The following is a 23,720-nucleotide window of genomic DNA, read 5'->3' as shown; positions in this document are numbered from 1 at the left end:
CCCCGTTAGATTATCCTCATCGAACCCAAGATGAAACGACCAGAACTTCAAATTGCTTACCGCAACGGGCGGGTGGTGGCGATCCGCCCGCGTGAGCCGGAGCCGATGCCACTCGGCCCCATCGCCCGGGAAACCGGATTCAAAGTCAGTAAGATGTGCGCTGTCTTCCATGTCTCGGACAGGCAGTTTCACCGCACCTTCAATGATTCGCTGGGCATCAGCCCGAAGGACTGGCTGCGCCGGGAACGCATGGTGCAGGCGCGCCAGCTCCTCATGGAGGGCCTTCCGATCAAGGAGGCGGCCAGCGAGTTGGGCTTTCCCTCGACCAAGGACTTCAGCCGGGAATTCCAGAATTTCTATGAGGTAAGCCCCACCGATTTCCAGCGGCGGCAGGATGCCGCACGGAATCAGCGCTTGGAGTGAGTATTGTTTGAATCAGGTCCCGTTCATTTTAAGGAGCGAGGGCCATTTTTTCAAACTGACAAATTCATTTAGATTAAATATCAGCACCCGTTTTCAAATTCCGCTGTTCACCCGAATGAAAAGCCGCGCACTCCCCTTCGCAATCACCCTCGCTCTTCCCGGCTTGGCCGGCGCGGCGGGCTACTACCTTCCGAATCAGGACGCTTTCGCCACCGCGAAGGGCAATGCCTTTATCGCCACGGCGGATACCGCCGCCGCGGTGCACTATAACCCGGCTGGCCTGACCCAGCTGGAAGAGGCGGAGGCCGAGATCAACGTTTACTCGATCAATCTCGGGAACAAGGTGACCACCGGAGCGGGCTCGTTCGAATCGAAGTCCGAGTGGCAGGCGGCACCGAGCATCTATTTCGGCCAGCCGATCTATGATGACCTTGCCTGGGGCTTTGCGCTGACCAGTCCCTTCGGGATGGGAAATGAGTGGGGCCACGGTTCACCCTTCCGCACGGTGGTGACGGAGGCTCGCCTCGCCTACGCGCGCGCTTCGGTCGCGCTGGCTTATGACCTGACCGAGACCCTCTCGGTTGGCGTTTCCGGTTCGGCGGACTATGCCGATCTTACCTTGGAGCAGGGCCTTGGCGTGGCACCTTTTGATTTCCTCCGTTTCGAAGGCGATGGCACCACGGTGGCCGGTGCCGTGTCGGTCCTTTGGAAACCGCACGAGCAACACTCCTTCGGCTTCACCGCGACCAGCAGCACTTCGCTGGACTTGGATGGAAAGGTTTACTCGAACATCCTTGGCTCCGGGCCGGGCGAAATCGATTTCGTAACGCCGATGCGCTTGGCCGGCGGCTACTCCTTCAAGCCCGCTCCGGGTTGGAATCTTGAGGCAAACGTTGAATGGCTTGATTGGGATTCGCTGAATGCCCTTTGGCTGCGCTCTTCCGCGCTGCCCGGCGGTGCCACCGGCGTACCCTTCCACTGGAAGTCGATGTTCATCTATGAGGCGGGCGTGAGCTACACCATGGAGAACGGCTACCAGTTCGCGGTGGGCTACGACTACAATAGCAACGCCCAGCCCGACACCTTCTTCAACCCCGCGGTCTCCGATGCGGACCGCCACTGGTTCAATGCCGGCTTCGGTCGCAAGTGCGACAACTGGGGCTGGTTCATCGCCTATCAGTTCGGCTACTCGAATCGCGACGTGAATGGTGCGCTCCCGACCGCCGCAGGCCAGACTGCGAATGGCAAATACGAGTCGCGTCACCATTCGGTAAGCCTTTCCTGCAACTATCGCTTCTAATGAACTCGCCCGCGGTGAAGGAGATCCTGATCACCGGCGCGAGTTCGGGGATCGGAATGGAACTGGCACGCCAGCTTGGCGTGCCGGGGCATCGCTTGTGGCTCGTCGCACGTTCCACGGAGAAGCTGGATGTTCTGGCGGATGAGATCCGTGCCGCGGGTGGCCAGGCGGAAGTCCGCGCGCTTGATCTCTCCGATATCGAGGGTTGCGGCAGCTTCTTGGAGAAATTCACGAAGGAAGTCCGTCTGGATGAACTCTACCTTGCTGCTGCGGTTTCGATTTTCGGGGAGGTGAAGGACATCCAGCCCGAGGACTGGGATCTGATTTATCGCACAGACCTTCTGAGCTACGTCCAGTGGACGCAGGCCTTCTATGAAGTGATGGCGAAAGCCCGGCGCGGGCGGATTGTCATGGTTTCCTCGCTCGCGGGCTACGCGGGCTATCCCACCTCGGTGCCTTATGCGACCATGAAGGCGGGGCTGTTAGGACTCTTCCGCACGCTGCGCCACGAGGCGCCGGGACAGGGAGTTTCCGTGCATCTGGTCAGCCCTGGCTATGTCCGCACCGGCATCTATCGCTCCGCGATCTACCGGCGTTCGAATCCCGACAATACCTTGAAGCAGATCGATGAGATGGGCTTCAAGATGATCGAGCCTTCTGAAGCGGCCGAGGCGATTCTCAAGGGGATAAAGGCAGGGAAGGATGAACTCGTCTTCCCGCGCTATGCGAAGTTGCTCGCATGGGTCGCGCCGCGCTTCCCCGGTCTGGTGGATGGCATCCACGCCCGCATGGTCAAACGTTTCCGTGAACTCTCGGCATGAGCCTCGCCCCTTCCATCCGCAAGGCCTTTGATGGCAAGACCGTGCTTCTCACCGGAGCCGGATCGGGCATCGGCAGGTCGCTTGCACATCATCTGGTCGCTTCCGGGGCAAAGGTCCATGCCGCGGACATGAATGCCGCGGGCCTCGATGTGTTGGCGGCTGAAGTCAGCGGGGGACCCGGCACCTTGGTGCCCCGGGTGCTCAATGTTACCGACCGCGCGGACTACGGCCGCTGGGTGGAGGAGTGCGTTGTCTCCAGCGGCACGCTCGACTATCTCTTCAACAATGCCGGTGTGACCTTGCTGGGTGAAGCCCACAAGGTGCCCTTCGAACGCTGGAAATGGCTGCTCGATATCAATTTGATGGGCGTGCTGAACGGCGTCATGCAGGTCTATCCGGTGATGGTGAAGCAGGGTAGGGGGCACATCATCAGTACCGGCTCGGTGGCCGGAGTCACCGGCTACGCCACCGCCGCCGCTTACACGACTGCCAAGAAAGCGGTGATCGGCATGAGTCATTCCTTGGCCGCTGAAGCGAAGGCATACGGAGTGAAGGTGACCGTGGTCTGCCCCGGCTACGTGAACTCCAACATTTTCAGCCAGGATCGCGTGGTCGGGGCGAACGTGAAGGAAGTGATCGACGATTTGCCGGCTCCCATGATGAGCCCGGACGAAGCTGCCCGCCATTACCTCGCGGGCGTTTCGAAGGGAAAGCGGACGGTGGTTTTCCCGGCGAATGCCAAGCTCCTCTGGTTCCTGGGACGCTGGATCCCGATCGTGCTGCGTCCGATCCAAGAACGTCTGATGAGGAAGTTCGTCAGCCGCTAAGGAGACCGGGAGGATCTCACTCTCCCGCCATCTTTGCCGGGTCGAGTGCCTCGGCGAGTTCCTCCGCGCTAATGCCAAGTTCTCCCAGCCGCTCGCTGCATAGTTCCCTCACGGTGCGGCCGCTGGCGACCGATTCCTTGGCGATCGCCGCCGCCTTATCGTAGCCGATCTTCGGCACCAGCGAGGTAACCATTGAAAGGGAATACTCGATCAGTTCCTCGCATCGCTTGGTATTCGCCACGATGCCATCGATGCACTTCGTTCCCAGCACCTTCGTGGCATTGGCGAGCAGCGAGATCGATTCCAGCAGGCAGGCTGCCAGCAGCGGCATTGAGACGTTCAGTTCCAGGAATCCTCCGGCTCCGCACCAGGTGACCGTGGTTTGGTTTCCTGCCACCCGGGCGGCCACCATGGTGACGGCTTCCGGGATGACCGGGTTCACCTTGCCCGGCATGATCGAGGACCCGGGTTGGGTCGAGGGAAGGCGGATCTCCCCGATCCCGCAGCGCGGGCCGGACCCGAGCAGGCGAAGGTCGGAAGCGATCTTGTGAAGGGAGATTGCGATGCTGGAAAGCTGGCCATGCACCTCCACGCAGGCGTCCTTGGACGATTGGGCCTCGAAGTGGTTCGACGCCTCCTTGAATTCGATGCCGGTGAACTCCGACAACCGGGCAATGGTCCTTGGCGCGAAGTCCGGGTGGGCGTTCAGTCCGGTGCCCACTGCAGTGCCACCGAGGGGCAGTTCATGGAGTGCCTTTAGCGCCTTGTGTGCCCGGGACGAGGCCAGCCGCACCTGTTTCGCCCAGCCGCCGAATTCCTGGCCGAGCCGCACCGGCGTGGCATCCATCAAATGAGTCCGTCCGATTTTCAAGATCGGGTGAAATTCCTCAGCCTTCTGCTCGAGCGAGACAGCGAGTTGGTCCAGCGCCGGGATGAGTTCCTCTTGGAGGGCGAGAGCCGTGGAAAGATGGATGGCGGTGGGGAAGGTATCGTTTGAGGATTGCCCCAGATTGACGTGGTCATTCGGGTGGGCCTTCGCCCCGGACCGTGCGCAGAGGGTGGAGATCACCTCGTTCACATTCATGTTTGTGGAGGTCCCGGAGCCCGTCTGATAGATGTCCACGGGGAATTGGGCGTCGTGCTTGCCGGCTGCAATTTCCGCCGCCGCCGCCGCGATGCTCTCCGCCAGCCCGGAATCGAGGAGACCCAGTTCCGCGTTGGTCTCCGCCGCCGCCTTCTTGATCAGGCCGTAGGAGTGGAGGAACCGCGGTGGCAGGGGTGTCCCGGAAATGGGGAAATTTTCCACCGCACGGGCAGTGGATGCCCCGTAGAGCGCCTCCGTCGGTACCTGCATTTCACCCATCGAGTCGCGTTCGGTCCGGGTCTCGTTCATGGTTGAAACAAAGCAGGTCCCGCCGGGAAATCACGGCCTGAAATAGAGCTTTCCCGCGTCATGATCGAAAAAATTGAGACACAAATCCGCCGTTCGGTGGTTTTCAGAGGGAGACCTTCCGGGATGAAACATGACTTGATGGCGGGACTGACCCGCCGCAGGGTGCCGGGAGTCCGCTGAAGAGACCCCACCATTTGCCCTTCCAGATATGCGTCTTCTCGCTTTTTTATTCCTGCTGATCTCGGCCGTCACTGCCTCGGCGCAGAATACTCCTACCAATCTCACGGCCACAGCGATTTCCGATGGCGACGTAAAGCTTGAGTGGGTTGCTCCGACAGGTGTCACCCCGCTTGGCTACCATGTCTACCGCGCCGTCAATGTCGGCGGCGAATTCGGCACTCCGCTGACAACCGCAGGCCAGGTCACGGGCCTGAGCTTCACCGATACCACCGCGACCACCGGAATCACCTACAAGTATGTGGTGAGATGGTATTCCGATTCGGCAGGCACCATTGTTTCGAATCCCTCGAACGAAGCTACCGCCACTCCAGTCGCGACGCCCGGCGCGCCCTCAAATCTTCGTCAGGTGAAAGTCACCGGAACGACCGCGACCATTCAGTGGAACTCGGTCACCGGCGCCGAGTCCTACATCATCTACCGCGATGGCGATGAAGTAGGCGAGGTGGACGCTCCTACCACCGTATTTACCGACTCCGGGCTCACCGGCGAGACGCCCTATATCTACGTCGTGACGGCCTTCTCGGCTGCCGGCGGCGAGTCCACAAACTCGAATTCCATCACGGTGACGACGACGGCTGGTGATGGCAGCGGCCGCAATGATGTTTGGGCCCGGAGATTCCGTTTGCTGGATACCGATGCCGACAAGCTTATCACGTTTGAAGAATATGCCCGCAAGCAGGCAGCTCGCCAAGCGTGGGTGATCGCTGCGCACCGCTGGGCGTACATGGACTATGATGCATCGGGTGACGTGGATTTGACGGAATACGCCAAGTCTCTCGGTGGCCGCAAGTTCCTTGCCCCGTCGAAGCCACGGGCCTTCCTCTTGGCAGACGGGAGCGGAATTGATGGCGATCGCTCAGGAGATCTTAGCTTCGACGAGTTCCGACTCACCGTGGGCAGCAAGTTGAAGGAGTCTCAGGTGCAGAAGATGTTTGATAAGAAGAACAAAAATCGCGCCGAGGGTAATGAGTACCTCAGCGAGGTGGAGTTCGGCATCAAGAACGGCTCCACCAAGGACGACGGCGAGCCTCTGCCACCGGACGACGAAGAGTAAGTGTCGCTCTTTTCAAAGGATTTGATTTCAAAAGGCCCGCTGGTTGATCCCAGCGGGCCTTTTCGTGATCTCTATGGAATGGAAGGAAAAACATGGCATCCACCAAAGATGCCGATGAGATCAATCGATTCGATACCGGCTAGCGCCGGAGCTGAATTTTGATCGCTTGGCCCGTGGACTCGAAGCCTTTCAGAGTGCCTTTGTTACGGCTCGCATTGACGGTACCTGCGACATTGGTGAGTCCGGGGAATTCCGCGCCGGGATACTCGCTGGAGGCGAAGATCCGCACCTTGCCCGCGGATCCCGCGATGGCTGTGCCGCTGATGGTAAACTCGCCTCCCTGCGGATGAATGCCGGTGCCGCTGACTTGAAAGACGTGGGGGATCTCCGTGGCGATGATCTGATAGATTTCCGGAATGCGGGTCTTGCCCAGCACCGCGACGCCCGTCCAGGAGCCACTCAGGTCTTGGGTGACCTTTTCCGGAGCACCCTTGAAGCTGAAGTTGCCGTTCGTCGCGGCGATCTTTCCGCTCAGTTTCTTCGCGGTGACCTTGCCGCTGATCGAGCCGGTAACGTTCTCGCCGTCGATAAGCTCGGTGTAGGAGCCGGTCAGCACGCCCTTTTCATTCACCGACCAAGTGCCGGAAAGCGTGAAAACGCCATTCGACTCGCGGCTCACGCCATAGGCGGTGAAATCCTGGTCTTCCTCGAAGGTGACGTAGGCGATGCCTTGGTCGGCACCGGCCAGATTGATTTCCCAAGTGCCCACCGGGGAAGGCGGAGCCGCAAGGGCGGAAATCGGGGCAAGCAGCATCGCTGCTGCCACAAGTAGGGGGAACTTCATGGCGAAGGGGGGATTGGGGGTGAAACAGCAACCCGAAGGATGCAGGACACTTCCTTAATTTCAAGACCCTGGGCACACGCGATCGCGTAGGGTGGCGGCTGCAGTTTGCTTGAAATCAGGCAGGAGATGATTTGCTCTGATGAAATGCGTGCCATCGCAACTTCGCTCGTCCTCGGCATCATTGCCGCCCCGTGCCTCGCGGAGGAACCTCTTGATGCCGTGAAACGTTTCTACGGCGAATTGAAGGCGCTTGAGATCCGCCATGACCTTGAGGAAAAGACCATCGGCAAGTTCCGACCGCTGCTGACGGAGTCCTTGAATCAAGAGTTCACCGCCTCACAGAAGGCGGTGGCAGCTTGGTGGGAAGTGGAGAACAAGCACCGCGCCGCTTCTCCCGGCTCGGAGAACAAGCCGCCTTTCGTGGACTCGCCCATCTTCAGCGGCATCTATGAATCCGGTGAGGTGGAATCCTATGGTGATCCCTGCGTTGCGGGCGGCAGGGCCTACATCCCGGTCAAGGTGACCGACAAGGAATCACAACCCTCCGTGAGCTGGTTCGACATCGTGATCCTTCATCAGACCAAGGAGGGCTGGCGGATCGATGACATCCTCTACTTCATCGAGGACGGCCATCCGCGATCCTCCCTGCGTCAGGGGATCGATTCAAAGGGGATCCAACCTTGAAACTTCAGCATGCGCTTCCGTCACATCCTTCTTGTCCTGCTCCTTGCAGCCGGCCGCTGTCTGGCCGCCGATCCCATCGACCTTGTGAAAAAATTCTACGGGGAAGCCGATGCCTTGGGAGTCGCCGGTTTCAGCTACCAGGAGGATATGGGAAGAGTCAGGCCCCTCTTGACCACGGATCTGAATGCCCTCTTCTCGGAGGCACAAAAGGCCGTCGCGATCCGCTGGGAGAAGGGGCAGCAAGAGATCGCAAAACTCAAGGCAGAGGGCAAACAACCCATCGCCAAAAAATTCACTTTGGGCCGGATGCGCGTCTTCACCCATAGTGCGGAAGGAGTGGAGTATCTGGGCCTGGGTGAATCATCGGCTTCCGATCGCCGCGCCTACATGCAGGTGAAGATGAAACTGCCCGGCGAGGATCTGACTTGGACCGACTTGCTCGTTCTCCATTTCACCGAAACGGGGTGGAAGATCGACGACATCATTTTCGAATCTAACAGCAAGGAATGGCCCGTTTGGAGCCTCCGCCGCGATCTTGCGTCTTCCATCGAACAAGCCGAAACCATGGGCGACGAATGAGTGCGAAAATACGCGGCTTGGTCACCTGGCTGCGGCGTTACTGGGGCCTCATCGTCCTTCTGGTGCTGCTTCTCCGCTTCTTTCCTTTCGTGGGCATAGCGACGGAATGGAACCTCCGGGGCGCGATCGTCCATAAACTTCCGGAAGCATCGTTCCTTCCTCCGCCGGTGGCCCCCGTGGAGGTCCGCTCGGGGCGGGCTCATCCGGGCTTTGATGCGCCCCGCTTGATTGCGGAGCTGTTGTTTCTCCCGACGGCAATCCGGCAGGGACATGCCTTTAAGCGAAATGACCCCGCGCTTTCTCCCGGAGCTGCTGTCGCATTGGCCACCCTGCTCTCGGATCCCGGCACCTATTCGGAATGGCTTGGAGAGAGCGCCTGCGGCGGCTTCCATGCGGACTGGTATCTCCGCTGGGATGACGGTCACGCAGTGATCATCTGCGAAGGATGTCAGGAGATCCTTCTATACTATCAGAATCGCTTCATTCGCTGCGATCTCAGTAGGGAAACTTACAAGGAGAAGAAGATAGAAGCGATCGTTCGTCCGGAGTCTCAAGGGTGATTCGGAACCGATCAGTCCTGCAAAGTGCACTCGCGAACGAGCGATGTTGCACGGCACTTGGCTCCGGATGTATTCGATTTGATCGTAGAATCAGAGGCTTATGCCGTTTTTGCTTCGGCATGGGATGAGCAGAAACCTTCGTATGAAGGCGAAGCAAATTTCCTCTCTCCTGCCTGGCATGGCCCGCCGGGGAGCCATGATTTCCTGCCTGCTCGTGTGCGCTGCCGCAATGCCTGTCGCCATGGCGGAAGAACCAGCCAATCCCGATTCAAAGCCGCTCAAAGATGACTCCGCAAAAGCCAGCCCCGAGGCGCAGCCTGTGAAGGATTCTTCAGAGGCCGCTGGCAAGGATTCGCGCCGCGTGCTCGACGATGGCAAGCAAGCTAACAACAATTCCCGCGAGACCGAAGGCGATGCCATTCCGGTCGAGGACAACAGCGGCAAAGCCAATCCGAATTCGGGGAAGGTCAACGACAGCTCCCAAGCGGCGGGCAACGATTCCCGCCGAGTGGACGACTCCGACATGAACCGAGCTTCTCCCGATGCGAGCCGCAAAACCGACCGGTCGGTAAAAGCGGACCCGCGTGCCGCCGAAGTCCAGGATGGAAACATGGACAAGGCGAACCCCGCTTCACGGCCTGCCACAGCATCAGATCGTGCCAAACAGGCGACGCCTCCTCCCGTTGCACCGGAACCGACCAACTTTGAAAAGGAAACCGCGGTCCGAGAAGCAGTCACCGCTGCCGAAGAGTCCGTCCGCCTCAGCAAGCTTGAGATCAAGCAACCCGCGGAAGCTCGTGCCATCATCGATGGCATCCTTGCCGCCGATGGACCGGTGTCCCGTGTGGAGCAACAACGAGGAGCCGAGCTTGCCGATGAAGCACTACACTCCGGAGATGGAGTTCCGGATGAAATGCGCGCGGAGACCGAAGCTTACTTGCGTGATCGCTTGCGCGGCCAGTTGGCCCCTGATCGCAAGCTTCCGAAGTTCTTCCGGGATCGAGGGGACGATGACGTTGTGGGATTGGTTCCCTCGGATGAATCGCCGCGCTTCCTCCATTCCGGTCGCCGCTATGTCCATTTTCACTCGCGCACTTCGATCCCTTCGGTGCTGCTGGCGAATGCCGCACTTGGCTACGTCTCCATCTACACGCCTGCCGAGGCGAACCGCCTGTACACCCCCGATGAAGCGGATCTCGCGGTCTTGCCCCAGGAATACCGCGGCGGCGATGCCCGGGTCCTTTCCTACCCGGTCAGCGAGAAGAGCATGATCAGCACGAACGATATCACCTTCCAGCGCGGTTCGACCCAATTTGCGGATGCCCATTCCTATGAGATGGCCCGCATTCTATCGGCAGCCATGAAGGACAATGATTTCGCAGGAATTCGATTCGTGATCGAAGGTCACGCGTCTGCGGAAGGCACCTTTGAGGAAAATCAGATCCTTTCTCAGCAACGCGCTGAAGCGATCGCACGCGAACTCGTGCGCAATGGCCTTGAGGCCGAGCGTGTGATTCCCGTTGGCTTCGGTGCCTCGGAAGCCCGTCATCCTCCCACCGCGCCGGAGGCCATGAGAAGCATGGACCGCCGCGTGGCAATCTTCCGGATCGAGGAGCCCGGCCTGGCCCGCTGATCGTGACTTAGGGGACGTATAGGTCTTTGCCCTCCTATACGTCGCCTTCGCAAATCAGGACCTGCCGCTTACACTCACACGCACACCGGGCACTCGTTGATCTTCTTGAAGAAGTCGTTGCCCTTGTCGTCCACCAGAATGAAGGCCGGGAAATTCTCCACGCGGATTTTCCATACCGCTTCCATCCCGAGTTCCGGATACTCCACCACTTCCTGGCTCTTGATATGCTCCTTCGCGAGCAGCGCGGCGGGCCCACCGGCAGAGCCGAGATAGAAGCCCCCGTGAGCCTTGCAGGCATCCGTCACTGCTTGGGAGCGGTTGCCCTTCGCCAGCATCACGCGTGAACCGCCGTGGCTTTGGAAGAGATCCACGTAAGAGTCCATGCGGCCTGCGGTCGTCGGGCCGAAGGATCCGGACGGATAGCCGGCCGGAGTCTTTGCCGGACCTGCGTAATACACGGGATAATCCTTGATGTAAGCGGGCAGCTCGCCCGTTTCATCCAGCCGCTCCTTGATCTTCGCGTGGGCGATGTCGCGCGCGACAATGATCGTGCCGCTCAGCGAGACCGCCGTCGTCACCGGATACTTGCTCAGGGTCGCAAGCGTCTTCTCCATCCCTTGGTCGAGATCGATCTCCACGCCCTTGAACTTCCAGTCGCGATACTTCTCCGGGATGAAGCGTCCGGGGTTCTTCTCCAGTTTCTCCAGGAAGATCCCATCCTTCGTGATCTTCGCCTTCGCCTGGCGATCCGCGGAGCAGGAAACACCGATGCCCACTGGACAGGATGCACCGTGACGCGGCAGGCGCACCACCCGCACATCGAGCGCGAAATACTTCCCGCCGAACTGCGCGCCGATACCGATGTTCCTCGCCGCCTCTAACAGCTCTTTCTCCAGCTCCAGGTCGCGGAAAGCGCGGCCATGCTCGTTGCCGGAAGTCGGCAGCGCATCGTAGTAACGTGTGGAAGCCAGCTTCACCGTCTTCAGACAGGTCTCAGCGGAGGTGCCGCCGATCACGATCGCGAGATGATAGGGCGGGCAGGCCGCGGTGCCGAGCGAACGCATCTTCTCGACACAGAATTCCTTCAGCCGCTTCGGATTCAGCAGCGCCTTCGTCTCCTGATAGAGGAAGGTCTTGTTCGCCGAGCCGCCGCCCTTGCTGACAAAGAGGAATTTGTAAGCATCGCCCTCGCTCGCATAGAGGTCGATCTGGGCTGGCAAGTTGGTCTTGGTATTCGCCTCCTCGTACATTGTGAGGGGCGCGGTCTGGGAGTAGCGCAGGTTCTCCTCTTGATAGGTCTTGTGGATGCCCTTGGAGAGCCACTCGGCATCATCGCAGCCGGTCCACACCTGCTGGCCTTTCTTTCCGACTACTGTCGCGGTGCCGGTATCCTGGCATGCGGGAAGGATGCCCTTTGCCGCGATCTCCGCATTCTTCAGCAGCATCAGCGCCACCATCCTGTCATTCTCGGTGGCCTCGGGATCGTCCAGGATCGCGGCCACTTGAGCGAGATGGCTGGGGCGCAGCGTGAAGTTGATTGCCTTCATCGCCTCGTTCGCCAGCAGGGCCAGCCCCTCCGGCGCCACCTTCAGGATCGGCTTGCCGTCGAACTCCGCCACCGAGACGTGTTCGCTAGTGAGGCACTCATACTCGGTCTCATCGGCACCGAGGGGGAAAGGATCCTGATAGACGAATTCGGGCATGCGCAGCAGTCTAGGCAGCCCCCGCGGCCCGTCCAGCCCGGCTAGAGCACAAAAAAAATCCCCGCGTGCCGGATCGGCAGGCGGGGATCGGAAAATGAGCGGGAAAATCTCAGGCGCGGCGGCGGCGCAGCACCAGCAGCAGACCGGCAGCACCCAGCAAGGCACTGGAAGGCTCCGGTACCACGGTCACCCAGAGGCGGTCTTGCTCGCCGGGTGTCGTCGGGACCGCGTAGTAGAAATTGACGCCACCCGTGTTGGTCCAAGTGCTGTTGCGGATGTTGGCGAGGAATTCCTCCGCCTTGGCGTAGCCGGCTTCAGCACGCGGGTCAGAGCCTGTGGGAATATCGTCCACCCGGAAATCGCCGCCGTCCGGGCCTTGGACGATCGAAAGTCCGTTGTCGGTCCCGTCGTGGATGATTTCCCAGAGCGCGATCTGCATCCCCGCCGCATAGCCTTGGAGGGCGTCGTACTGATCGGAGAGTTCGTCGTTGTAGTCCCAGCTTCCGCCGTTCGCCGCCAGATATTGGTTCAGGAGATCGTCGAAGCCAGTGATGGAATTCGAGAACAGCGCACCGATCGCATCGTTCTGGGAGGCACCGAAGTTGCTGCCCAGCCCGGTCTCGACATTGTAGATCAGTCCCTGATAGGCCGTGCCCACGTAGTAATCGGCGCAGAAATCATACACGCGGCCGGGGCCGAAACCCTCGACAGTCCGGTAGTTGAAGCCCGCCCGTTGCTCCAGATCGCCGCCGATCGTCGTTTCAAAAGGAAGGTCCGCGTAAAAAGAATTGTCCGGTACACCGGGATCGACGTTCTCAATGGTCTGGGCTGCTGCCGGGTGGGCAAGCGTTCCAAAAACGAGTAGGGAAAAGGCTAGAGACAGCAGGGGGTGCTTCATCGGCTTGTGGGGTGGGATGCCGCCGGTTGGGGCGGACACCAGAGATGACGCCTTTGATCTCTAATAAAAATGAACCACCCCGCAAGGCTGATTTTCCCCCGCCGCTACCCCGTCATATCCGGCCCTCGTCGGCGTCGATGTAGTCCATGAAAGTCAGGATGTCATGGCGATCGGCGAATCCGGACTCCGCCTTCCGCTGGGCCAGCTTTCCTGCGATTTCATCCCGGAAGCCGCGGGTGCGCATGAAGGAACTCCACCATGCGAATTGGAATGGCTCGCGGCTCACCCCGTTTTCTCGCGTCCAAGCGAGTGCCTCTTCGTCCGAGGCTCCTGCACGGATGTGCTCCGCCAGTTCCGCGTAGTCCACGCCGAAAAATTGGCAGGTCCAGAGGTCCATGCCGCCACCCAGGTTCGCATGATATTGGGGATGCAAGCGACCCGCCGCATGCAGCCGGACCTTGTGGCAGAGGCGGGGGAAATACACCACGCCGTCGATCTCGTCGCGGGGGCTGCGCGGGGTTTCGTAGAATTCACTCACGGACGCAGGGTGGGGGATGCTTGGCGTGACAGGCAAGCCCGCGTCCGTAGCTCCACGCAGCAACCCTGATTATCCGGAATGCTTCTTTGCTTTTTCGCTCTCTTCCCTAGGATGCGGGCAATGAAGTTTCTGATTCTGTCCGCGGCTCTCTGCCTGGCGTCCCTGCCGGCTGCCGCGCAGCACACCGTGACGCCGCCGAGCGCGCCGCGTCTGCCGATGGGCACTGTTTTCAAGGGTGAGGCAAAGTTCCGCGCGCTGGTCCAGCAGGCGGAAACCGAGAACTGGCGGCAGCTCCCCCTCGGTGCCCGGACCATTCGCGTGGCCCGTGCCATGGTCGGAACCCCCTATGTGAATTACACGCTGGAGGTGGACGACCGGATCGAATCGCCGGTGGTGAATCTCAATGCGATGGACTGCTGGACCTATTACGAGAATGCCTTGGGCTTCGCGCGGATGCTCCGCTACAAGCCCGGCCCGTATACGCCACAGGACATGCTCCACATGGTGGAGCTGGAGCGCTACCGTGACGGCCGCTGCACCGGCAGCTACCTCAGCCGCATGCATCACTTGGAAGAAGTCTTCTACGACAACCAGCGCCGCGGCTTGGCGAAGAATATCACGCCGCAGCTCCCCGGGGCCCAACGTCTCAGGCGCGAAATCCATGAGATGACCGTGCAGTGGAAGAGCTACCGCTACCTGAAGAATAATCCCTCGCTGCTCCCGCAAATGGGCAAGATCGAGGCCCAAGTCTCGAAGCTCCCCGTCTATCACATCCCGAAGAACAAGGTCCGCGAAGTCGAGGGCTACCTTCAGGATGGCGACATCTGCGCCATCACCAGCAATGGCTCCGACGGCTACACCTCGCACGTCGGGCTGATCGTGAAGCTGAAAGGCCGCGCCTACTTCACTCACGCCACCTCGGATCGTGACAAGGGCCGCATGACCATCATCGATCGCCCAATCACCGATTACCTCTACCAAGGCTCGAAACACGCCGGCATTGTCGTGGTCCGCCCGAATGATCCGCCACCGTCGAAATACTGGCAGCGGCCGATCGCGACCCGGTGAGGCCGGTTGCTTTTCTCTCCATCGGCATTCGAGGTCATGGAAGGGTTGTTTCCTGAGGTGAACGAGGAGGATGCTGAGGAGATACATCACGAACTAGGCACGGGTCCCGGCTGGTCGTGAAAGAGGACCGCTTGCCAAGACGGCATGGGCTGTCAGATTCCCGACACCATGCCATCCCGGTCCTCCATTCCCTTCTATGGCGAGATTGCCGACTACGCGGCATGGCTTGGCATCCAGTCCTCCGGTGATCTCACGCGGTTTGGAGTGATCCAGTTGCGGCGCAGCGGCTCGCTCCGAACACCTCCGCATCGTCGTGGATTCTTCCTCCTCGCCTTTGGACACCATGGCGACTTCGTCGAAATGTTGGCAGCAGCTCCAGAGCAGGTCTTGGCGTTCACCGGCGGCATCTTCCCCGGCAGCGGGGTTCAGCGCACGCAGGTGATCCTCTTTCAGCGCGAACTCGTGGAGGCACCGCTCGCCTCGCCGCACAATGAGTTCCCTTTCTTCTATCTGGATCGCCCCGGTCGCTGGACCTTGAGCGGCGACGCGGCTGCGCATGTGGAGAAGCAGGTCCTGCGACTCGCGGACACTGCAGGAAAATCTTCACCCTATCAGACGGCTCGCCTCTCCGCGGCGCTCGCGGCTCTACTCTATGACTTGCGGGAAAGCCATGAAGACCGCACCGAGCATGCTCCCAATTCCGAGTTGTGCCGGGAACTGCTCTGTCGCTTCGATGATTTGGTCGCCGAACATTTCGCGACCCATCACTCGGTGGATGAGTATGCGCAGATGCTTCACGTCTCCGCGGATCACCTCAGCGATGAAGTGAAGGCCCGCACCGGCCGCAATGCGAAGGAGGTCATTGCCACACGCTTGCTTGTGGAGGCGAAGCACCTGCTCTCCCACACATCTCTCTCGATCGCCGAGATCGCGGACCGGCTCCACTTCTCGGAGCCCACGCACTTCACGCGCTTCTTCAAGCGCCACGGCAAACTGACCCCGCGCGAGTATCGCCTCGGCCTGAAGGTCGCTCCCGCTTCCTTTCAGGACAAGATCGCCTGAATTGATGAATCCCGGAAAACGGTCACTTCTTCCCGCCAGCCGGTTACCGGATGGAGGCCGCCTTCTGCGAGAAAGGGGGCGTGAAGACAAACCAAGACACGATCACTGTTCTCGGACTCGGAAAGATGGGCCAGACCCTTGCACGCCTGATGCTGGAAAAGGGCCACCGCGTCACCGTGTGGAATCGCTCCTCGGACAAGGCGGCAGACCTCGTGGCCGCCGGTGCCACGCTGGCAGCCACTCCGGCAGAGGCGATTGCCGCCGGGGATATCATCCTGATGTGCGTGCATGACTATGCCGCCGCGGACGAAATCCTCGGTGCTGCGGGGGCTGGGGAGGCCCTCGAGGGACGCCTCTTGATCCAGCTCACCACCGGTAGCCCCGAGGAAGCCCGCAGGGCAGAAAAGTGGGTCCATCGCCACGGCGGTCGATATCTTGATGGCGCGATTCAGGCCGCGCCCACCCAGATGGGCCTGCCGGACACCCTGATTCTGGTTTCCGGGGCGAAGGATGCTTGGGAGCGCGGCGAGGAAGCCCTCCGCTACCTCGCGGGCGGCACAACCTATCTGGGTGAAAAGATCAGCGCTGCCGCGGCGATGGATCTGGCCACCCTGTCCTATGTCTATGGAGCCACGCTCGGCTTCTTCCACGGCGCGCTTATCGGTGAGGCGGAGGGCTTCGGCGCCGCGGAGTATGGTGAGATCGTCGCCCGCATTGCCCCGGCCTTCGGGGATTTCCTGAAATACGAGGGCGGGGTAATTCAGAAGGGCGATTTCCGAGTGAGCGAAAGCCCGATGTCGATCTCTGTGGAAGCCACCGAGCGGATCCTGAATACTGCGCGGGAGGCCGGGATTAACACCGAGATGCCGGAGTTCTTCGCCGGATTCTTCCGTCGGGCCGCCTCGGCCGGCTACGGCGACGAAGAGGTGGCGGCCATCATCAAGCTGCTCCGCAAGCCCGCGGCGGCGTGATGTTCTGACGCGGGGACCGCGTTCCGCTGCTGACTTGAGGTGCGCATCCGGTCTATGGATCGGGTGCGCGCCCGTTTGTGCTTCTCCGGGCGGGGAATGTGTTCCCGCCCCGCGAGCAAAGCGCGTGTTTTGCCAAAACGAACGCTGAATGACCTCGTCGCCACTGGTCCCCGATCTTTGGAACCTCCTCCATGACGGCTGCGTGGGAAGCATTGCCGGCTCGGTGCCGGGGGATCTTCGGCTGGGAATCTCTATCGACTATCTCAGGGACCTTTTCGATGATCCCGGCGAACGGATCGATCTGATCCTCCATGGATGTACGGAGTTCTCTTTTCTCGGGTTGGATGCTGTAGCACCGGGGCCGATTTCATCTTTGCCCCATCGGCCTGCCGCTTACGCCAGTCCTGCGGATTTCCCATCCTTGGAAGATTGGGGTCTGGGAATTCTGAGTGCGGATGAATCTGGATCGATTTCCTGTTTCATCGCCAAGGGCGTCCACGGGATTCTCTCCGTATCGGCGGAGGGTTTCTCGCTCGTTCTCGATAGCGGGCGGGAGGTTGGTCTGGGTGAGCTTGCCAAAGCAGCGGAGACCTATTGGAACCATTTCGGGACGTTGGCGGGATCGTGATGGCTGGACTCTGAATTGCTTGTGGCCCTCAAGCAGCGGCACCGGGGCCCACAGAAAGGAGTCGTCCATTCGCGGGATTTCCGTCGAATATCGTGAGCAGGCCAAAGATTGAAATGAACCGCCCGGCGACACCATGAACACCAAAGGCTCCGCCACCACCTTCCACGTCTCCGATTTGGGCGCTTCCCTCTCATTCTACACGAAGGTCCTCGGCTTCACGGAGCGCTTCCGCTTTGGCGACTACGCGGGCGTGCAGCATGGTGAGGTCCAGATTCACCTCTCCGGGCCTGCATCCACCAACAAGCGCCAAGTGGGGCAGGGGAGCATCTACATCTTCTGCGATGACGTGAACGGCTACCATGCCGGGATCTCCGCGAAAGGCGCGGTCGCCCAAGCTCCCCCGAAAGACTACGACTACGGGATGCGGGATTTCGTGGTGGAGGACCCTGATGGCAACCTTCTGGGCTTCGGCCAGGAGAGCGATGGAACCTCGACCGTCCCGGAGGAATGAACTTTCCGATGGAAACCGGATTCGCCTGTTATTTTCCCTGTTTTAACAGGCATAACAGGCTTCTTTTCGGGGCCTTCGCCGCACCCAAATCCGGCCGTTTCGCCCCTCGGACCCGCCCTTTGGCGGGAAAGGTGGAGGAAAATCGCAAGTTTGGGCTTGCATCGGTCTCCCCATCGGATATCCACCGCGCCCCGAATTATGGCTAAGAAGAGCTGGATTGCACGCAACGAGCGAAAGGCACGCACCGTCGCAAAATATTCCGACCTCCGTCACAAGCTGAAGGCTGAGAAGGACTACATTGGTCTGACGATGCTTCCCCGTGACGCGAGCCCGACGCGCCTCGTGAACCGTTGTGAATACTCCGGCCGCCGCCGCGCTTTCATCCGTCGCTTCCGTCTGTCCCGTATCAGCTTCCGCGAACTCGCGTCGCACGGCATGATCCCGGGTGTGACGAAGTCGAGCTGGTAAAACGGCACGCCGTCCGCTACGGTTGACGGAAGGCGGTAACCGCTCGACCTTCCGTCTCATCGATGCCCATCTACGAATATCTTTCAGAAGCCCCCGAGGATCCGGAGCGATCGTGCCGCGTTTGTCGGCAGGGGTTTGAGCTAAGGCGTCCTATTGATCGCCCTGCGCTGGAGCAGTGCCCGCTTTGCAAGCACCCGGTGCGCAAGGTGATCTCCAAGGTGAATACGCCGCGTATCGCCAAGCCGCTCTCTGTGAGCGACGCGAAGGCGGCAGGGTTCACCATCCTTCAAAAGAGGGATCAGGGAGTTTACGAGAAGCTCTGAGCGGGAAATGAATGCATTTCCCGACATTCTCCTGCTTGCATCTGTCTCGTCGGAGCTCCGCACGGAATTTCCATCCGCAGGTGAGACCATCCTCTATCTTCTGGGGATTGTCTTCTTCCTGTTGCTGAATGCGTTTTTCGTCGCCTCGGAGTTCGCCATCGTAAAGGTGCGCCCGAGCCAGCTCGAGGCTGCCGCCAAGGAAAAGGGCAACCGTGCCGGGAAAACCGCCCTGCATGTGGTCAGCCACTTGGATGGCTACCTTTCCGCGAACCAGCTCGGCATTACCATTGCTTCGCTGGCCCTTGGTTTCCTTGGCGAGCCTTTTGTCGAGGCGCTGGTTTCACCCGCTCTCTACAAGATGGGCGTTCCGGTGACGATGGTGCTGCTCGGCAAGCCGATCGCCGTCATCAAGCTGATCTCTTTCCTGCTGGCAATCGCCTCCTTCACCTTCTTGCACGTGGTGATCGGCGAGCTTCTGCCGAAGTCGATCGCCATCCGCAAGGCGCTGGCCACCACCCTGATGCTGGCGGGCCCGCTTCACGTTTTCTACAAGGGCTTCCACTGGGCCATCCGGGTGCTGAACGGCACTGCGAACTGGATCCTGAAGAAGTGCTTCGGCATCGACCCGGTTGCCGAGGGCGAGCATATCCACTCTTCCGACGAACTGGCCCTGCTGGTGGCAGAGAGCGAACGCGCGCAGGAGGTGACCGAAACCGAGCGCGAGATCCTGATCAATGCGCTCGAGTTGAACGAACTCTGGGTGCGCGATGTGATGACGCCGCGCCAAGAGGTCGTGGTGCTGAATTCCGACGAGCCTTTTGAAAAGGCGCTGGAGGTTGCGCGCCGCACCAAGCACACCCGTTTCCCGTTGGTGAAGGGCGGCCACCTCGACAACGCGATCGGCCTGATCCACATCAAGGATATCCTCAAGCTGGTCAACACCCCGGACCCGGATCTCATGCGCATCAAGCGCGAGTTGCGGATGGTCCCGGATACCATGCCGCTGGACATGCTGCTCAAGTTCTTCCTGAAGGAGCGCGCACACCTGGCGATGGCCGTGGACGAATTCGGCACACCGGTGGGCATCGTGTTCCTCGACAACGTGATCGAGGAGCTGGTGGGTGACATTCAGGACGAGTTCGACAACGAGAAGCCCGAGTCCAATTGGATCAACGACAATGAGTTCGTGATCGAAGGCTCGATGACCCTCAATGACCTCGCCAGCATGGCCGAGGAGTTGGAGTTGGAGAGCGGCGAAGTGACCACCGTGGGCGGTTACATCACCCAGCAGCTCGGACGCTTCCCGGAGGTCGGCGAAGTCATCGAGATCAACGGCTGGGAAGCGAAGGTCACCAGCACCGACGGTCGCCGCGTGGGCCAGATCCACTTCCGCCGCCTTGAGCCCGCTGTCGCGGCCATCGGTGCAGAAGAAGAGGAGGAGTGATCGCCGTGGACAACGGAATGATCGGCCCGTTTGTGAGATGAATGGCGGGGCCCGCCGACAATCCTTGCGCCTCCCTGCTGCTCTCTTCAAATAAGGCAGCAGCATGGAAGAAGAGACCCATCCCCCGGCTCCGGACGATTCCCGTCCCTTCTACCGCCGTCCGGAGACTTGGCTGATCCTCGGCAGTCTCCTTCTCATTCCCCTGGCGCTGCTTCTCCCGATTGATGCGGCCGAAGGCAGCAAGATCGATCCTGCGAAAGTCAGGCTCGGTCTTGGAATCTTCCTCTGCATAGGACTCCTCTGGATGAGCGAGGCTCTTCCGCTCGCGGCCACCGCCTTGTTGGTTCCCATCCTTGCCGCCCTCACGGGCGTGATGGACATCAAGACTGCCTTGGCTTCCTTCGGAGATCCACTGATCTTCCTCTTTTTCGGCGGCTTCGCGCTGGCCTCCGCCATGTCCGCCCAGCGGATCGACCAATGGATTGCCAACAAGCTTCTTATCCAAGGTAAGGGCGATTTCATGCGCGTGTCCTGGCTCGTTTTCGGCACCACCACCTTCCTTTCGATGTGGATGAGCAATACCGCCACCACCGCGCTGATGATCCCGCTGGTGCTGGGGATTCTTCGCAAATTACCGGAAGGAGCGGCGAGCAACCGGAATGCGATGTATCTCCTGCTGGGCACCGCCTACGCCTCCAGTGTGGGAGGACTTGGCACCGTGGTTGGTACCCCGCCAAATGGAATCGCAGCGAAGCAGCTCGATATCGGCTTTGTCGAGTGGTTGCGCTTCGGCATTCCGTCGATGCTGATCCTTTTCTTCCTCATGGTGCTTGCGCTACGCCTGAGCTGCCGGCCGGAGCGCGCGACTTTCCCTTTGCCGAAATTCAACCTGATGCCGGCCAACTCGCGAAGCATCGCGATGGTGGTGATCTTCATCGTCACCGGCCTGCTGTGGATCTCCGGGGAGTATCTCGGAAAGATGGTGGGCATTGCTGGATCGACCGACACCATCGTCGCTCTGCTCGCCGTGATGGCCCTGGTGGTCTTCAAGACGGTCACCTGGAAGGAGATCGAGAAAGGCACGGAGTGGGGTGTGCTTTTGCTTTTTGGCGGCGGTTTGGCCCTGAGCGCGATGCTCGATAAGACCGGCACCAGCCTCTTCCTCGCCCAGAAGATCGTCGCGCTGGTTCACGGCTGGCCCATGGCCTTGGTGATTGCAGTATCATTGCTCTTCGTGATCCTGCTTGGAGAGTTCTCCAGCAATACCGCTACCGCCGCACTCATGGTGCCGATCTTCCATTCCATTGGCATGGAACTCGGGATCGCTCCGGCCAAGCTGGTGATCCCGATTGCGATCGCTTCGTCCTGCGGTTTCATGCTGCCGGTGGCCACTCCGCCGAATGCCATCGTCTTCGCTACCGGACGGATTCCGCAACGCCAGATGATGCGGGCTGGAATCTTGCTCGATGTGTTCTGCCTGGTGGCGGTCACGCTATTGGCGTGGTGGGTTTTTTAAGAAGGATCATGAGGCTTTTGCTTTGGTTTATCGGGCTTTCCGCGCTGGTGCTTGTCACCTGGCTGGTGTGGGGCGGTAGTTTGGAAGCCCGCTTTACCCTACAGGGAGCTGTGGCTTGGATTGAAGGTGCGGGGCCATGGGCATGGGCGGCGGGCATCGGCCTCATGGCCGCGGATCTGGTGCTACCGGTGCCGGGTACGGTGGTGATGTCGGCGCTCGGGCTTATCTATGGAGCCATGATCGGTGGCCTCGTTGCTGCGGCGGGCCTTATGGTAGCCGGACTTTGCGGCTATGGGATCGGACGTCTTATTGGCGAGAAAGCGGCGCGGAAGCTTCTGGGAGACAACGATTTTGAAAGGGGCAGGGCTCTCTTCAGTCGGGGCGGAGGCTGGATGATCGCGCTTTCCCGCGCGCTGCCGATCCTCCCGGAAGCGCTATCATGTACGGCAGGTCTAGTAAGAATGCCATTCGGTCGATTCCTCGCATCCCTTGCCTGCGGCAGTGTGCCGGTAGGCTTCGTCTTTGCGTGGATCGGTGCAGTCGGCCGCGAGGCTCCCGGCTGGACGATGCTCTTTAGCATCATGGTCCCCGCGATCCTCTGGCTCGCCGCGCGGAAGATGACGGTTCACCGGTGAGGTTCAGACCATCACCACCACCATCCCGCCTTCATCGACACCCACTTCAAAGGATTCCACGACGGTGGTTTCATAGGTCTTCACCCTCACCGCGTTCGGGTTGAAGATCGAGCGCCCCGTCAGGATGTCGAACTCCCAGCCGTGCCAGGGGCAACGAAGGATTTCTCCTTCCCGCACCCAGTGATACTCACCGACTTCCGATGCCTCGTTCATCCCGGTGATCAATCCGCGGCAAAGCTCGGCCCCTGCATGCGGGCACAAATTACGGAGTGCATAGTACTTTCCCTTCACGTTGAAGATCCCGATCGAGCGGCCGTCGCCGGCATCGATGATCTTCCTTTCTCCCGGAGGCAGCTCTGCCGCCGGACAAACCGTGATCGCACGCTTCTCGTTCATCACAGGAGGCCGTAGAACTCCGTGGCATTCTTCCAGAAGATCCGCTCTTTCAACTCTGCCGGCAATCGCGGGAAGGCACGTAGCGGGGAATCATTGTCCCAATGGGGGTAGTCACTGGAGAACATGAGCGTTCGTTCCGCCTGGATCATCGCCAGCATCTCGAGAAGCTGGTCGTTCGAAGGTGGTTCTTCCACGGGCTGCGAAGTGAAGCGGACGCGCTCCAAGACATACTCGCTCGGCAGCCGATCCAACCATGGGACGGTCGAGCGCAGACCCTTCCAGTTCTTGTCGAGACGCCATAGCAGGTGAGGCACCCACCCGAAGCCACCTTCCACCATCACGAACTTCAGATCGGGGAAATGACTCATCGCCCCACGGCACAGCAGGCTGGTCAGTTGCGCCATGAAGCCCTGTGGCAGATTCGTGTGCCATTCCAGATAGCTCGACGGATAGCCCGCACCGAACTGCCCGGCCACGCCCTTGCCCTCCGCGCCGGGATGCAGGGCGATGGGATAGCCTGCCTCGCACGCCGCCTCGTAGATCGGCCAGTAGATGCGGTCTCCGAAGGGAATGCGCGCCGCACTTGTCATTGCGATCTGGACGATCCTTTCGGATCCCGCAACTCGCCGGATCTCCTGAGCTGCTGCCAGCGGGTCGAGCGGGTTCACGATCATGCTGCCGAGGAAGCGTGGATCCGAAGGGATCCACTTTTCGCGGATCCAATCATTGTGCGCACTGGCGATCGCGTTCGCAAAATGGGTGTCCGGGTGTACACCCACTGTGAGAATCTTGGCCTCGATCAAGACGGCGTAGTCCACTCCGTAGGCATCGAGCAGTTGCTCGCGCATTTTCGACGGCAGCGATCCGGCAGGTTCGCCCTGCGGCCCGCGTGCATCGACCCGCCGCACGCCGGTGGGGTGGGGCAGTCCCGGACCTCCCGGCAGCACCAGACCCTGGGTCCGGAAATAGGCCGGCAGCCGGTCCACGATTTCCGAGGCATGCACCGGCACGCAGTGCACGTCGCAATCGATCAGCGACAACTTCCGATCCGGATCCGGGCCAGCATTCTCCATGCGCTTCCTTTCAGACGATGTTCTATCCGGTAGCGCGCGGAATCGCCGCTAGCAAACACGATCTCGTGCCGAGGGAGGTACACAAACATCCCCGCGCGGAAACCCGAACCCGCGCGGGGACTTTTCCC

At 60.4% G+C, this 23,720-nt stretch carries 26 protein-coding genes; 19 read left to right on the top strand and 7 right to left on the bottom strand.

The features are described 5' to 3' along the window. The first annotated feature begins 30 nt into the window (after nucleotides 1-30). The 4 genes from HHL09_RS05115 (at nucleotide 31) to HHL09_RS05100 (ending at nucleotide 3,371) form a co-directional block, all read left to right on the top strand. Nucleotides 31-423, top strand: a complete 393-nt coding sequence (locus HHL09_RS05115) for a helix-turn-helix domain-containing protein (RefSeq protein WP_169453400.1) — start codon at nucleotides 31-33, stop codon at nucleotides 421-423. Nucleotides 424-538: 115 nt separating this feature from the next. Further along, a complete protein-coding gene (locus tag HHL09_RS05110) occupies nucleotides 539-1,723 on the top strand; it encodes an OmpP1/FadL family transporter (RefSeq protein WP_169453399.1) in 1,185 nt (394 codons plus the stop codon). Further along, the gene (locus tag HHL09_RS05105; RefSeq protein ID WP_169453398.1) at nucleotides 1,723-2,544 is read left to right on the top strand and encodes an SDR family NAD(P)-dependent oxidoreductase; all 822 of its coding nucleotides are present in this window, start codon (nucleotides 1,723-1,725) and stop codon (nucleotides 2,542-2,544) included. The genes HHL09_RS05110 and HHL09_RS05105 overlap by 1 nt, the downstream gene beginning before the upstream one ends. Continuing rightward, nucleotides 2,541-3,371: an SDR family NAD(P)-dependent oxidoreductase gene (locus tag HHL09_RS05100; protein ID WP_169453397.1), complete on the top strand. Its 831-nt coding sequence runs from the start codon at nucleotides 2,541-2,543 to the stop codon at nucleotides 3,369-3,371. The genes HHL09_RS05105 and HHL09_RS05100 overlap by 4 nt, the downstream gene beginning before the upstream one ends. 16 nt (nucleotides 3,372-3,387) lie before the next feature. Here the strand turns inward: HHL09_RS05100 and HHL09_RS05095 are convergent, their stop codons facing one another. Beyond that, nucleotides 3,388-4,764, bottom strand: a complete 1,377-nt coding sequence (locus HHL09_RS05095; RefSeq protein ID WP_169453396.1) for a class II fumarate hydratase — start codon at nucleotides 4,762-4,764, stop codon at nucleotides 3,388-3,390. 208 nt (nucleotides 4,765-4,972) lie between these two features. On the opposite strand from HHL09_RS05095, the gene HHL09_RS05090 reads away from it, so the two are divergent. After that, nucleotides 4,973-6,058, top strand: coding sequence for a fibronectin type III domain-containing protein (locus HHL09_RS05090; RefSeq protein WP_169453395.1), 1,086 nt, complete (start codon nucleotides 4,973-4,975; stop codon nucleotides 6,056-6,058). A 139-nt stretch (nucleotides 6,059-6,197) separates the two neighbouring features. On the opposite strand, the gene HHL09_RS05085 is transcribed toward HHL09_RS05090, so the two are convergent. Next, on the bottom strand, nucleotides 6,198-6,902 hold the full coding sequence (locus HHL09_RS05085) for a hypothetical protein (RefSeq protein WP_169453394.1): 705 nt from the start codon (nucleotides 6,900-6,902) through the stop codon (nucleotides 6,198-6,200). A gap of 144 nt (nucleotides 6,903-7,046) precedes the next feature. On the opposite strand from HHL09_RS05085, the gene HHL09_RS05080 reads away from it, so the two are divergent. The 4 genes from HHL09_RS05080 (at nucleotide 7,047) to HHL09_RS05065 (ending at nucleotide 10,358) form a co-directional block, all read left to right on the top strand. Next, on the top strand, nucleotides 7,047-7,586 hold the full coding sequence (locus HHL09_RS05080) for a YqhG/Tai3 family protein (RefSeq protein ID WP_169453393.1): 540 nt from the start codon (nucleotides 7,047-7,049) through the stop codon (nucleotides 7,584-7,586). A gap of 9 nt (nucleotides 7,587-7,595) precedes the next feature. After that, on the top strand, nucleotides 7,596-8,165 hold the full coding sequence (locus tag HHL09_RS05075) for a hypothetical protein (RefSeq protein WP_169453392.1): 570 nt from the start codon (nucleotides 7,596-7,598) through the stop codon (nucleotides 8,163-8,165). Continuing rightward, a complete protein-coding gene (locus HHL09_RS05070) occupies nucleotides 8,162-8,725 on the top strand; it encodes a hypothetical protein (RefSeq protein ID WP_169453391.1) in 564 nt (187 codons plus the stop codon). Before HHL09_RS05075 ends, HHL09_RS05070 begins: the two co-directional genes overlap by 4 nt. Nucleotides 8,726-8,849: 124 nt before the next feature. Then, on the top strand, nucleotides 8,850-10,358 hold the full coding sequence (locus HHL09_RS05065) for an OmpA family protein (protein ID WP_169453390.1): 1,509 nt from the start codon (nucleotides 8,850-8,852) through the stop codon (nucleotides 10,356-10,358). A 74-nt stretch (nucleotides 10,359-10,432) separates the two neighbouring features. Here the strand turns inward: HHL09_RS05065 and HHL09_RS05060 are convergent, their stop codons facing one another. The 3 genes from HHL09_RS05060 to HHL09_RS05050 all read right to left on the bottom strand — a co-directional run bounded on the left by HHL09_RS05060 (nucleotide 10,433) and on the right by HHL09_RS05050 (nucleotide 13,497). Continuing rightward, entirely contained in the window at nucleotides 10,433-12,067 is a 1,635-nt protein-coding gene (locus HHL09_RS05060; RefSeq protein WP_343224874.1) for a fumarate hydratase, read from the bottom strand. Between the two features lie 103 nt (nucleotides 12,068-12,170). Next, complete coding sequence (locus tag HHL09_RS05055) at nucleotides 12,171-12,998, bottom strand: hypothetical protein (protein WP_169453388.1); 828 nt, start codon at nucleotides 12,996-12,998, stop codon at nucleotides 12,171-12,173. Between the two features lie 73 nt (nucleotides 12,999-13,071). Beyond that, entirely contained in the window at nucleotides 13,072-13,497 is a 426-nt protein-coding gene (locus HHL09_RS05050; protein WP_169453387.1) for a DUF5069 domain-containing protein, read from the bottom strand. 120 nt (nucleotides 13,498-13,617) lie between these two features. Between HHL09_RS05050 and HHL09_RS05045 the strand changes: the two genes are divergently transcribed. The 10 genes from HHL09_RS05045 (at nucleotide 13,618) to HHL09_RS05000 (ending at nucleotide 22,123) form a co-directional block, all read left to right on the top strand. Continuing rightward, nucleotides 13,618-14,565, top strand: coding sequence for an N-acetylmuramoyl-L-alanine amidase-like domain-containing protein (locus HHL09_RS05045; protein ID WP_169453386.1), 948 nt, complete (start codon nucleotides 13,618-13,620; stop codon nucleotides 14,563-14,565). A gap of 168 nt (nucleotides 14,566-14,733) precedes the next feature. After that, nucleotides 14,734-15,627 (top strand): helix-turn-helix domain-containing protein, encoded by an 894-nt coding sequence (locus HHL09_RS05040; protein ID WP_169453385.1) that lies wholly within the window; start codon nucleotides 14,734-14,736, stop codon nucleotides 15,625-15,627. A gap of 80 nt (nucleotides 15,628-15,707) precedes the next feature. After that, entirely contained in the window at nucleotides 15,708-16,598 is an 891-nt protein-coding gene (locus HHL09_RS05035) for an NAD(P)-dependent oxidoreductase (protein WP_205760981.1), read from the top strand. Nucleotides 16,599-16,746: 148 nt separating this feature from the next. Then, nucleotides 16,747-17,226: a hypothetical protein gene (locus tag HHL09_RS05030; RefSeq protein ID WP_169453383.1), complete on the top strand. Its 480-nt coding sequence runs from the start codon at nucleotides 16,747-16,749 to the stop codon at nucleotides 17,224-17,226. 133 nt (nucleotides 17,227-17,359) lie between these two features. Beyond that, nucleotides 17,360-17,737 (top strand): bleomycin resistance protein, encoded by a 378-nt coding sequence (locus tag HHL09_RS05025; RefSeq protein WP_169453382.1) that lies wholly within the window; start codon nucleotides 17,360-17,362, stop codon nucleotides 17,735-17,737. A 198-nt stretch (nucleotides 17,738-17,935) separates the two neighbouring features. Further along, nucleotides 17,936-18,205 (top strand): 30S ribosomal protein S14, encoded by a 270-nt coding sequence (rpsN, locus tag HHL09_RS05020; protein WP_169453381.1) that lies wholly within the window; start codon nucleotides 17,936-17,938, stop codon nucleotides 18,203-18,205. A gap of 62 nt (nucleotides 18,206-18,267) precedes the next feature. Further along, on the top strand, nucleotides 18,268-18,528 hold the full coding sequence (locus HHL09_RS05015; protein ID WP_169453380.1) for an FmdB family zinc ribbon protein: 261 nt from the start codon (nucleotides 18,268-18,270) through the stop codon (nucleotides 18,526-18,528). A 7-nt stretch (nucleotides 18,529-18,535) separates the two neighbouring features. Beyond that, nucleotides 18,536-19,972 carry a hemolysin family protein gene (locus tag HHL09_RS05010; protein ID WP_169453379.1) on the top strand — a complete coding sequence of 479 codons (1,437 nt, stop codon included), beginning with the start codon at nucleotides 18,536-18,538 and terminating at the stop codon, nucleotides 19,970-19,972. A gap of 103 nt (nucleotides 19,973-20,075) precedes the next feature. Continuing rightward, nucleotides 20,076-21,488 (top strand): SLC13 family permease, encoded by a 1,413-nt coding sequence (locus HHL09_RS05005; protein ID WP_169453378.1) that lies wholly within the window; start codon nucleotides 20,076-20,078, stop codon nucleotides 21,486-21,488. 8 nt (nucleotides 21,489-21,496) lie between these two features. Beyond that, on the top strand, nucleotides 21,497-22,123 hold the full coding sequence (locus HHL09_RS05000) for a TVP38/TMEM64 family protein (RefSeq protein ID WP_169453377.1): 627 nt from the start codon (nucleotides 21,497-21,499) through the stop codon (nucleotides 22,121-22,123). Nucleotides 22,124-22,126: 3 nt separating this feature from the next. Here the strand turns inward: HHL09_RS05000 and HHL09_RS04995 are convergent, their stop codons facing one another. Continuing rightward, nucleotides 22,127-22,519 (bottom strand): Rieske (2Fe-2S) protein, encoded by a 393-nt coding sequence (locus HHL09_RS04995; protein ID WP_169453376.1) that lies wholly within the window; start codon nucleotides 22,517-22,519, stop codon nucleotides 22,127-22,129. Further along, nucleotides 22,519-23,592, bottom strand: a complete 1,074-nt coding sequence (locus HHL09_RS04990; RefSeq protein ID WP_169453375.1) for an amidohydrolase family protein — start codon at nucleotides 23,590-23,592, stop codon at nucleotides 22,519-22,521. Before HHL09_RS04990 ends, HHL09_RS04995 begins: the two co-directional genes overlap by 1 nt. Nucleotides 23,593-23,720: the final 128 nt, after the last annotated feature.

The organism is Luteolibacter luteus (assembly GCF_012913485.1).
GTDB classification, from domain to species: Bacteria; Verrucomicrobiota; Verrucomicrobiia; order Verrucomicrobiales; family Akkermansiaceae; genus Haloferula; species Haloferula lutea.
The sequence above is the reverse complement of the archived record's forward strand: the minus strand, read 5'-3'. Positions and strand labels throughout refer to the sequence as shown.